Annotated in this window: 1 protein-coding gene; it reads left to right on the forward strand. The window is 69.3% G+C overall.

What is annotated here, in order from left to right:
* Positions 1-158: 158 nt before the first annotated feature.
* The coding region (locus EN804_RS34770) for an EF-hand domain-containing protein (RefSeq protein ID WP_135922313.1) at positions 159-423 on the forward strand (265 nt) is incomplete at its 3' end.

Raw genomic sequence — 423 nt, forward strand, 5'->3', positions numbered from 1 at the left:
ATGGACACAGCATAGCCCCAGCCCGTCGCAGTGGCGGCAACTGTCCGCCGGATGAACGGAACCGGCAGCGGCGTCAACCGAAGTCGCGTCCGGGCGTTGTTGTCCCTCGAGGGTGAAGTGATCACCCCGACGCTGTTCCCATCCCCAGGAGTGACCTCATGATCCGTACCCCCCTGCTGCTGGCCCTGCTGCTGGGCACCTCTGCTTCCGGAATCGCGCTGGCCGCCGACACCCCGGCCACGCCGGCACCGCGCCCGGCCAAGCTGGACACCAACGGTGACGGCGTCATCGACCGCAGCGAGGCGGCCGCCAACCCGCGCCTGGCAGCGAAGTTCGACGAGCTGGACAAGAACAAGGACGGCAAGCTCTCGCGCGACGAACTGCCGCGCTGGCAGCATGGCCGCCGCGGCCATGGCGGTGAGC

Origin of the sequence: Mesorhizobium sp. M8A.F.Ca.ET.161.01.1.1 (assembly GCF_004792105.1) — a bacterium.
Lineage (GTDB): Bacteria > Pseudomonadota > Alphaproteobacteria > Rhizobiales > Rhizobiaceae > Mesorhizobium.